The following is a 9272-nucleotide window of genomic DNA, read 5'->3' as shown; positions in this document are numbered from 1 at the left end:
GTGATCCTGGCGACAGTCACCCCGCCGCACCGCCCGCCGATCCTCTACGCGATGGGCGCCCTCGGCCTCTGGCTCCTCGTCCTGCTGCTGCCCCAAGCACGCAGGCGCATGGACGCGCGCGCGGACCGGCGTACCGCGCGTCACGCCGCGGCCCGCGCACGCCGCAGCGTCCCCGTCGCGACGGCCTTCAACGCCGAGAACGCGGTCGCCGGCCCCCACGGCGCGGCCAGGCCGCAACTGCCCGATCTCGTGCACAGCGCCGGGGAAACGCGGCGGCCACACGGTTGAGCTGCGGTTGAGTAGTCAGTGGCTGGATACCCAACGAAATCGGCGCTTCCCGCGTGTCGTACGTGATCGAAACCACGCCGACCGGGTAAAGACGCGCTCTGCCGTTTGTGATAGGTTTCACGAGCAAGGAACCATCGAGGACGCGACCGCAGCCGATGGAACCTGCCCGCCGCTCTTAATATGACGCAGCCCGTGACCCCGAGCCCAGACCCCACGAGCCCTCCGGAGCCACACCATGCAGGCCGACGACGTCCGCGCGCTACGGCAATCCGCCGTGCCCACCGCGGCCGTGGGCGTGCTGTGTGCCGCCGTCGCCGCGATCGCGGCCGGCGGCAAGGGAGTGCTCGGCGCGGTGCTCGCGCTCGCGATGGTCACCCTGTTCTTTCTGATCTCCACGGTGGTGGTCGGCCGCGCGGCGCGGGTCAGCCCGCAGAGCATGATGATCACGGCGCTGGCCACCTACCTCGTCAAGATTCTGATTCTCGCGGTGGTCACCGCGCAGTTCCGGGACACCACGCTGTTCAACCCGCGGGCCTTCGGGATCACCGCGATCGCGTGCGTGCTGTGCTGGAGCGGCACCCAGGTGCGCTCGTGGATGAAGGCCAAGACCTTCTACGTCGAGCCCGGGAAGCTGTGATCCCCGATGACCGCCATGCCCCGACGAGCCGCCGCCCGGATCAGCCACCGCGCGCGTCCCGGCCACTCGTTGCGGCGTCGTCGCGGAGCCGAGCTGTGCCGGGAGCACGCGGGAGCGCGCACCGGGGCGGGCGATGAGCCCGACGACCCGAACACCCGCTGAGCCGCCCGCCGACGATGAGTCGGTGCTGGCGGAGGCCAAGCAGACCGACGCCACCATGTGGACCATCGTCGGCCATATGGTCTCGGCCATCGCCGTCTACGGCGGACTCGGCTACCTTCTCGGACGGTGGACCGGACACCCGATCCTGCTGCTGTTCGGCGTGCTCTTCGGCGTGGCGCTGTCGACCTGGTACACGGTCCACACGGTGAGCAAGGCGGAGAACGGCGGCAGCCGGAAGAAGTGACGCTCCGCCCTACCCGCGCCGAGGCCCGAGCGAACCGGCGGTGAACAGACCGGTCGAATCGGTGAAAACGGGCCCGCGAATCGGCCCGGGCAGCCTCATACAGTTACAGTCCTCCAAGCCCACTTCAACACCCAGTCCCGCACCGGCGACTGCGATGCGCCAAGCCGAAGGAGTGAACCGGTGAGTACCACGGCAACCGCGAGCACCTTGCTCGCCTCCGGCTGCCACCTGGGCTCCGGGTGCGGGTTCCCCGCGCCGTCGCTCGATGACTTCTATTTCAGCCCGATCTTCTCGATCGGCGGGTTCCACTTCACCAAGCCGATGCTGATCGCCCTGGTGTCGGCCGGGATCGTGTGCGTGTACTTCTACTACGCGTTCCGCCGGCCGAAGCTGGTGCCGCGCGGGGCGCAGAACGTGGGAGAACTCGGATACCTGTTCATCAGGGACCAGATCGCCCGCCCGATGATCGGCAAGTCCGGGGACCGGTACGTGCCGTTCCTGTTCTCGCTGTTCTTCTTCATCTGGGTGATGAACCTGATGGAGATCATCCCGATCGCCCAGTTCCCGGCGACCTCGAAGATCGCCTTCCCGGCCGCCTGCGTGCTGATGACGTACCTGACCTACTGGTACCAGGCGATCAAGCAGAACGGGTTCGTCGGCTTCCTGCGCAAGGTGATCCCCAGCGGGGTGCCGTTCCTGGTGCTGATCATCCTGATCCCGGTCGAATGGCTAAGGGTCCTGGTGATCCAGCCGTTCACCCTGATGGTCCGGCTGTTCGCGAACATGTTCGCCGGCCACATGCTGCTGGCCACGTTCATGATCGCGACCTGGTACCTGACCAGCGCCTCGATGGGCGCGCTTTTCGCGGCCGGATCCGCGGTGATGGTGGTCGTGCTGACCGCCTTCGAGATGCTGATCCAGGCCCTGCAGGCCTACATCTTCACGATCCTCACCGCGCAGTACATCGGCGAGTCCTACAACGCCGGGCACTGAGCCGCACACGCAAGCCCCACAAGCCAACCGGTGGAGAGCCCGCCGGTTCGACCAGAAGGAAACGCAACCCATGTCCGCTGTTGAAGTCATCGCCGGCGCTAACAACGTCACCGGTTCGCTCGGCGCGGTCGCGTACGGCCTGGCCGCCATCGGCCCGGGTGTCGGCATCGGTCTGATCTTCGGCCACGGCGTCGAGGCGATGGCCCGTCAGCCCGAGGCCGCCGGCATGATCCGCACGAACATGTTCATCGGCTTCGCGCTGACCGAGGCGCTCGCGCTGCTCGGCATCGTCATGCCGTTCGTCTTCAAGTAAGCCGCTCCTCACGGACGACTGCCTTAAGGAGGCAATACCGTGGGACACCAGGTCACGATTCTGGCCGACCACAACCCGGTCCTTCCGGACGGCCCCGAGCTGATCCTCGGCATCATCGCGTTCGCCATCGTGTTCTTCTTCCTGTACTCCAGGGCCCTGCCGGGTATCAAGAAGCTGCTCGAGGAGCGCACCGAGGCGATCGAGGGCGGCCTGCTGAAGGCCGAGGCCGCGCAGGCCGAGGCCGAGCGGATCAAGGCCGACTTCACCGCGCGCCTTGCCGAGTCCCGGCACGAGGCGGCCGAGGTGCGGGCCAAGGCCCAGGCCGAGGGCGCCGCGCTGGTCGACAAGGCCCGCGAGGAGGCGAACCGGCAGCGCGAGTCCATCGTGGCCGCCGGGCAGGCGCAGTTGGCCGCCGACCGCAACTCCGCGGTCTCCGTGCTCAAGGCCGACCTCGGCAAGCTCGCCGTGGAACTGGCCGACAAGATCGTCGGGGAGCGCGCGGCCGACGCCGCGCTGCAGGAGCGGATCATCGACCGCTTCCTCGACGAGCTCGACGCCCGGCTCGGCGTCGAGGGCGCGCGCGCCGGCAAGGCCGGAGCCGCACCCGCGGCGGAGCAGGTGGGCTGATGCGCGGCGCGAGTCGGGAATCGCTCCAGCAGGCGCAGGAGGCGCTGGCCGCGCTCACCGCGGTGCCGGCGACCGACGTCACCAAGCTGTCCGACGACCTGGCCGCCATCGGCGCCCTGCTCGACGGCGACGTGGCGCTGCGCCGGCTGCTGACCGACCCGTCCCGGGACCCGGAGCAGCGCGCCCGGCTGGTGACCACCCTGCTGTCCGGCAAGGTCGGCGACCCGGCCGTAGAGCTGGTCGCGGGCACCGTGCGCGGCCGCTGGTCCGCGCCGCGCGACCTGGCCGACGCGCTCGACGTGCTGGCCACCGAGGCCGAGCTGGCCCTGGCCGAGCGGGCCGGGACCCTCGACGCGGTCGAGGACGACCTGTTCCGCTTCGGCCGGATCCTGGCCGCGGAGCCGGAGCTGGCCTCGGCCCTGTCCGAGCGCATCCCGGCCTCGCAGCGCACCGCGCTGGTGGACTCGCTGCTCGCGGGCAAGGCGAACCCGTCGGCGCTGCGGCTGATCCACCGCCTGGTGGCCGCTCCGCGCGGCCGCAACGCGGTGCACGGGGTCGAGGAGCTCAGCCGGATCGCGGCCGAGCGCAGGTCGCGGGTTACCGCCCTGGTCACGGCCGCGGTGCCGCTGACCGAGGCGCAGCGCTCGCGGCTCACCGGGATCCTGGCGCGGGCCTACGGCCGGGAGGTCCGCCTCAACGTCGAGCTGGACCAGGCGCTCATCGGCGGCATGGTCATCCGGATCGGCGACGACATCATCGACGGCTCGGTCGCCGGGCGCATCAACGAGGCCGCGCGGCGCGTGTCGCAGTAGTGGATTGATGACCACACGTCAGACGTAGCCCTCCGACCGAGGGCGTGCAGTACCGAATTCGCGGGCGAAGGCCCGAGAGAACCTAAGGGAGTAAGGGAAGACTCATGACGGAGCTCACGATCCGTCCCGAGGAGATCCGGGACGCGCTGGAGCGCTTCGTCTCGTCGTACGAGCCTTCGGCCGCGAACGTCGACGAGATCGGTACGGTCATCGAGATCGGCGACGGGATCGCCAAGGTCGAGGGACTGCCCTCGGCCATGACGAACGAGCTGCTGAAGTTCGAGGACGGGACCCTCGGCATCGCGCTGAACCTGGACGTGCGGGAGATCGGTGTGGTCGTCATGGGCGACTACGCCGAGATCGAGGAGGGCCAGACGGTCCGCCGCACCGGCGAGATCCTGTCCACCCCGGTCGGCGACGGCTTCCTCGGCCGGGTGGTCAACCCGCTCGGCGACCCGATCGACGGCCTCGGCCCGATCGAGGCGGAGACCCGGCGCGTCCTGGAACTGCAGGCGCCCTCGGTCATGCAGCGCCAGTCGGTCAGCGAGCCGCTGCAGACCGGCATCAAGGCCATCGACTCGATGACCCCGATCGGCCGCGGCCAGCGCCAGCTGATCATCGGCGACCGGCAGACCGGCAAGACCGCGGTCTGCATCGACACGATCCTGAACCAGAAGGCGAACTGGGCCTCCGGCGACCCGAAGAAGCAGGTGCGCTGCATCTACGTCGCCATCGGCCAGAAGGGTTCGACGATCGCCGCGGTGCGCCAGGCGCTTGAGGACAACGGCGCGCTGGAGTACACCACGATCGTCGCCGCTCCGGCGTCCGACCCGGCCGGCTTCAAGTACCTCGCGCCGTACACCGGCTCGGCCATCGGCCAGCACTGGATGTACGCCGGCAAGCACGTGCTGATCGTGTTCGACGACCTGTCCAAGCAGGCCGAGGCGTACCGCGCGATGTCCCTGCTGCTGCGCCGCCCGCCGGGCCGCGAAGCCTACCCCGGCGACGTGTTCTACTTGCACTCCCGGCTGCTCGAGCGCTGCGCGAAGCTGTCCGACGACATGGGCGCCGGCTCGCTGACCGGCCTGCCGATCGTGGAGACCAAGGGCAACGACATCTCCGCGTTCATCCCGACCAACGTCATCTCCATCACCGACGGCCAGTGCTTCCTGGAGACCGACCTGTTCAACTCGGGCGTGCGCCCGGCGGTGAACGTCGGTACCTCGGTGTCCCGGGTCGGCGGCGCGGCGCAGGTCAAGTCGATGCGGCAGGTCTCCGGATCGCTGCGCGTCGACCTGGCGCAGTTCCGCGACCTGGAGGCGTTCGCGGCCTTCGCGTCAGACCTCGACGACGCCTCCAAGGCGCAGCTGGCCCGCGGTCAGCGCATGGTCGAGCTGCTCAAGCAGCCGCAGTACACCCCGTACCCGGTCGAGGACCAGGTCGTCTCGATCTGGTCGGGCACCTCGGGCGAGCTGGACGAGGTCCCGGCCGAGGACGTGCGCCGCTTCGAGCGCCAGTTCCTCGACCACCTCAAGTCCGCGCACCCGGAGATCCTGCAGAGCATCGCGTCGACCAACGACAAGCTCTCCGACGACACGATCAACCTGCTGCGCTCGGCGATCGACGGCTTCAAGAACACCTTCGAGACGGGCGCCGGCACGCTGCTGCGCGGCGGCGAGGCGGCCAAGCCGCTGGACCGTTCCGAGGTGGGCCAGGAGACCATCACCCGGCACGCGAAGGGCTGAGGCGCCTACCGTGAGCACTGTGCAGCCCGGCGCGTCCGGGCAGTTCGAATCCGGAAGGGAGGGCTGAGGCCGTGGGAGCGCAACTTCGCGTCTATCGGCGGCGCATCGCGTCCGTCTCCTCGACGAAGAAGATCACCCGCGCCCAGGAGCTGATCGCCACCGCGCGCATCGTCAAGGCGCAGCAGCGCGTCGCGCAGTCGACCCCGTACGCGCGGGAGATCACCCGCGCGGTCTCCGCGGTCGCCTCGCACTCCAACGCGAAGCACCCGCTGATCGGCGAGCGGCCGCGGCTGCAGCGCGCGGCGATCCTGCTGATCACCGCGGACCGCGGCTTCGCCGGCGCGTACAACACCGGCGCGATCAAGCAGGCGGAGCAGTTGGCCGCGCTGCTGGTCGGCGAGGGCAAGGAGGTCGACAGGTACGTGGTCGGCCGCAAGGGCGCCGGGTACTACCGGTTCCGCGGGGTTCAGCTGGCCGGGGAGTGGAGCGGCTTCTCCGACAACCCGCAGTACGGCGACGCGGCGGCGATCGGCGACGCGCTGATCGAGGCCTTCGAGAAGGGCGGCGAGAACGGCGGCGTGGACGAGATCCACGTGGTCTCCACCCGCTTCGTCTCGATGCTCTCGCAGAACCCGGTCGCGGCCCGCTTCCTGCCGCTGGAGATCGAGGAGACCACCGAGGCCCCGGCCGGCGGCGTCTTCCCGCTCTACGAGTTCGAGCCCTCACCCGCCGAGGTGCTCGACGCGCTGCTGCCGCACTACATCAAGGCGCGGCTGTTCAACGCGCTGCTGCAGTCCGCGGCCTCGGAGCACGCGGCGCGGCGGCGGGCGATGAAGTCGGCGACGGACAACGCCACCGAGCTCATCAAGACCTACACCCGGCTGGCCAACAGTGCCCGCCAGGCGGAGATCACCCAGGAGATCAGCGAGATCGTCGGCGGCGCGAACGCATTGGCCGACGCCTCGGCGGAGAACCAGTAGTTATGAGACAGCGCCGATCAGAACTGAAGGCCGCTGAGACCGTGACGGAGATGAAATGACGACGACCACTGAGACCACGACCGGCGTCGGCCGCGTCTCGCGGATCATCGGCCCCGTCGTCGACGTGGAGTTCCCCGTCGACGCGATGCCGGAGATCTTCAACGCGCTGACGATCGACTACGACTTCCAGGGCGAGACCCGCACGCTGACCCTCGAGGTCGCCCAGCACGTCGGCGACAACATGGTCCGCGCGATCGCGATGAAGCCGACCGACGGACTGGTGCGCGGCGCCGAGGTGAAGGACACCGGCGAGGCCATCTCGGTGCCGGTCGGAGACATCACCAAGGGCCACGTGTTCAACGTGACCGGCGACGTGCTCAACCTCAAGGAGGGCGAGCGCTTCGAGGTCACCGAGCGCTGGCCGATCCACCGCAAGGCGCCCAGCTTCGACCAGCTGGACTCGAAGACCGAGATGTTCACCACCGGCATCAAGGTCATCGACCTGCTCACCCCTTACGTGAACGGCGGCAAGATCGGCCTGTTCGGCGGCGCGGGCGTGGGCAAGACCGTGCTGATCCAGGAGCTGATCTATCGCGTCGCCGAGAACTTCGGCGGTGTGTCGGTGTTCGCCGGCGTCGGCGAGCGCACCCGTGAGGGCAACGACCTGATCGCGGAGATGACCGAGACCGGCGTCATCGAGAAGACGGCCCTGGTCTATGGCCAGATGGACGAGCCGCCGGGCACCCGCCTGCGGGTCGCGCTGTCCGCGCTGACGATGGCGGAGTACTTCCGCGACGTGCAGAAGCAGGACGTGCTGCTGTTCATCGACAACATCTTCCGCTTCACCCAGGCCGGTTCCGAGGTGTCCACGCTGCTCGGCCGTATGCCGTCCGCGGTGGGTTACCAGCCGACCCTGGCTGACGAGATGGGTGAGCTGCAGGAGCGGATCACCAGCACCCGTGGTCACTCGATCACCTCGGTGCAGGCGATCTACGTGCCCGCCGACGACATCACCGACCCGGCGCCGCACACCACCTTCGCCCACCTGGACGCGACGACGGTGCTCAGCCGCCCGATCACCCAGAAGGGCATCTACCCGGCCGTGGACCCGCTGGACTCCACCAGCCGGATCCTCGACCCGCGGTACATCTCGCAGGACCACTACGAGACCGCCTCGCGGGTCAAGGCGATCCTGCAGAAGTACCGCGACCTGCAGGACATCATCGCGATCCTCGGCGTGGACGAGCTGTCCGAAGAGGACAAGCTCACCGTGCAGCGCGCCCGGCGCATCGAGCGCTTCCTGTCGCAGAACACGTTCGTGGCGAAGACGTTCACCGGCCTCGACGGATCGTTCGTGCCGCTGGACGAGACCATCGCGGCGTTCACGGCGATCGCGGACGGCAAGTACGACCACGTGCCGGAGCAGGCGTTCTTCATGTGCGGCGGTCTCGAGGACCTCGAGCGCAAGTACAAGGAACTGACCAAGTAGCAGCAGCAGTCCGCACCGTCTCCGCCGGGATCGGGAGCAGCACGAGTAGCGCTCCCGCTCCCGGCGGACACGGATACGGGTCGCCAGCCTTTCGCATCAAGAGTGGAGGAGCCGCACCGTGGCTGAACTCGAAGTGGCGCTGGTCGCGGCCGACCGCGAGGTCTGGTCCGGCAAGGCGTCCATGGTGATCGCCAAGACGGCGGACGGCGACGTCGGCGTCATGCCCGGCCACCAGCCGATCATGTCGGTGCTGAAGCCCTCGGTCGCCGTGATCAAGACGATCGAGGACGGCGCGCCGGGGGAGACGCTGCGGGTGGCGCTGCACGGCGGCTTCATCGCGGTGGACGAGAACCGGGTCTCGCTGCTGAGCGAGTCGGCGGAGCTGAGCAACGAGATCGACGTCGCGAGGGCGGAGGAGGCGCTGGCCCGGGCCCGCGCGGGCGAGTTCGACAAGGACTCCGAGGCCGCTGCCGAGCGCGCTGAGCTGCGCCTGAGGGCGGCGGGTCGGCTAACCGCACAGTAGGTGCGCAAAAGTTCGTCGGCGCAAGAGATACTACGTATACGAGTCACGTCGGGTGGTAGTACGTAGCACCGATCGGCGAGGGCCGGCTGCGAGAAGGACGACGCAGCCGACCGCGGCGAGCAAGTGCGAGTGAGCGGCGACAACGGAGAAGCGTGCGCGCAACGGTGAGCGGTCTCGGCGAGCGGTGGCGGTGTCGGTGATGATCCTCACCGCGCTGCTGGAATGGCTCGCCGCCGTGGCACTCGTGGTGCTCTGTGCCATAGGCGCGTTGTTCACCCGGCGGGTGGTGATTCGCCGCCGTGGTGGCACTTTCGATTGCAGCCTGCGTCTGACCCCTGGGTCGGCGCGGGCTGCGGTGCATTTCGGTCAGTCCCACGCACACGCGAACGGCGACCCCGAGGGCCACTACCGCTCGGCCGCCCAGAGCGAACCGCACCGGCGCGGCACCCGCACCAGATC

11 protein-coding genes and 1 pseudogene are annotated in these 9272 nt (G+C 69.1%); all 12 read left to right on the top strand.

The window, feature by feature from the left end; translation table 11 throughout:
• Positions 1-288 (top strand): hypothetical protein (locus VFB40_RS19580; protein WP_324852729.1); only part of this gene is annotated, 288 nt, incomplete at its 5' end.
• A gap of 235 nt (positions 289-523) precedes the next feature.
• Positions 524-925, top strand: coding sequence for a Cg1360 family ATP-synthase-associated protein (locus tag VFB40_RS19575; protein ID WP_324852727.1), 402 nt, complete (start codon positions 524-526; stop codon positions 923-925).
• Between the two features lie 133 nt (positions 926-1058).
• Entirely contained in the window at positions 1059-1331 is a 273-nt protein-coding gene (locus VFB40_RS19570; protein ID WP_324852725.1) for an AtpZ/AtpI family protein, read from the top strand.
• Between the two features lie 180 nt (positions 1332-1511).
• Complete coding sequence (gene atpB / locus VFB40_RS19565; RefSeq protein ID WP_324852723.1) at positions 1512-2324, top strand: F0F1 ATP synthase subunit A; 813 nt, start codon at positions 1512-1514, stop codon at positions 2322-2324.
• A gap of 70 nt (positions 2325-2394) precedes the next feature.
• Entirely contained in the window at positions 2395-2637 is a 243-nt protein-coding gene (gene atpE / locus VFB40_RS19560) for an ATP synthase F0 subunit C (RefSeq protein WP_324841042.1), read from the top strand.
• A 39-nt stretch (positions 2638-2676) separates the two neighbouring features.
• Positions 2677-3264: a F0F1 ATP synthase subunit B gene (locus VFB40_RS19555; protein ID WP_324852721.1), complete on the top strand. Its 588-nt coding sequence runs from the start codon at positions 2677-2679 to the stop codon at positions 3262-3264.
• Positions 3264-4076: a F0F1 ATP synthase subunit delta gene (locus VFB40_RS19550; RefSeq protein WP_324852719.1), complete on the top strand. Its 813-nt coding sequence runs from the start codon at positions 3264-3266 to the stop codon at positions 4074-4076. The genes VFB40_RS19555 and VFB40_RS19550 overlap by 1 nt, the downstream gene beginning before the upstream one ends.
• Positions 4077-4180: 104 nt before the next feature.
• Positions 4181-5821, top strand: coding sequence for a F0F1 ATP synthase subunit alpha (gene atpA / locus VFB40_RS19545; RefSeq protein ID WP_324852717.1), 1641 nt, complete (start codon positions 4181-4183; stop codon positions 5819-5821).
• Positions 5822-5892: 71 nt separating this feature from the next.
• Positions 5893-6801, top strand: a complete 909-nt coding sequence (locus VFB40_RS19540; protein WP_324852715.1) for a F0F1 ATP synthase subunit gamma — start codon at positions 5893-5895, stop codon at positions 6799-6801.
• Positions 6802-6856: 55 nt separating this feature from the next.
• Positions 6857-8290 carry a F0F1 ATP synthase subunit beta gene (gene atpD / locus VFB40_RS19535; RefSeq protein WP_324852713.1) on the top strand — a complete coding sequence of 478 codons (1434 nt, stop codon included), beginning with the start codon at positions 6857-6859 and terminating at the stop codon, positions 8288-8290.
• Positions 8291-8408: 118 nt separating this feature from the next.
• A complete protein-coding gene (locus VFB40_RS19530; RefSeq protein ID WP_324852711.1) occupies positions 8409-8813 on the top strand; it encodes a F0F1 ATP synthase subunit epsilon in 405 nt (134 codons plus the stop codon).
• A gap of 199 nt (positions 8814-9012) precedes the next feature.
• Positions 9013-9272 (top strand): annotated as a pseudogene (locus VFB40_RS19525) (hypothetical protein); the annotation flags it as partial.

Source organism: Actinocrinis sp. (assembly GCF_035650855.1).
Taxonomy (GTDB): Bacteria; Actinomycetota; Actinomycetes; order Streptomycetales; family Catenulisporaceae; genus Actinocrinis.
This window is presented reverse-complemented; position numbering and strand designations above follow the sequence as displayed.

Coding starts and splice junctions, on each gene's coding strand:
- VFB40_RS19575 (WP_324852727.1), top strand. CDS start 524: ATGCAGGCCGACGACGTCCGCGCGCTACGGCAATCCGCCGTGCCCACC.
- VFB40_RS19570 (WP_324852725.1), top strand. CDS start 1,059: ATGAGCCCGACGACCCGAACACCCGCTGAGCCGCCCGCCGACGATGAG.
- atpE (WP_324841042.1), top strand. CDS start 2,395: ATGTCCGCTGTTGAAGTCATCGCCGGCGCTAACAACGTCACCGGTTCG.
- VFB40_RS19550 (WP_324852719.1), top strand. CDS start 3,264: ATGCGCGGCGCGAGTCGGGAATCGCTCCAGCAGGCGCAGGAGGCGCTG.
- atpA (WP_324852717.1), top strand. CDS start 4,181: ATGACGGAGCTCACGATCCGTCCCGAGGAGATCCGGGACGCGCTGGAG.
- atpD (WP_324852713.1), top strand. CDS start 6,857: ATGACGACGACCACTGAGACCACGACCGGCGTCGGCCGCGTCTCGCGG.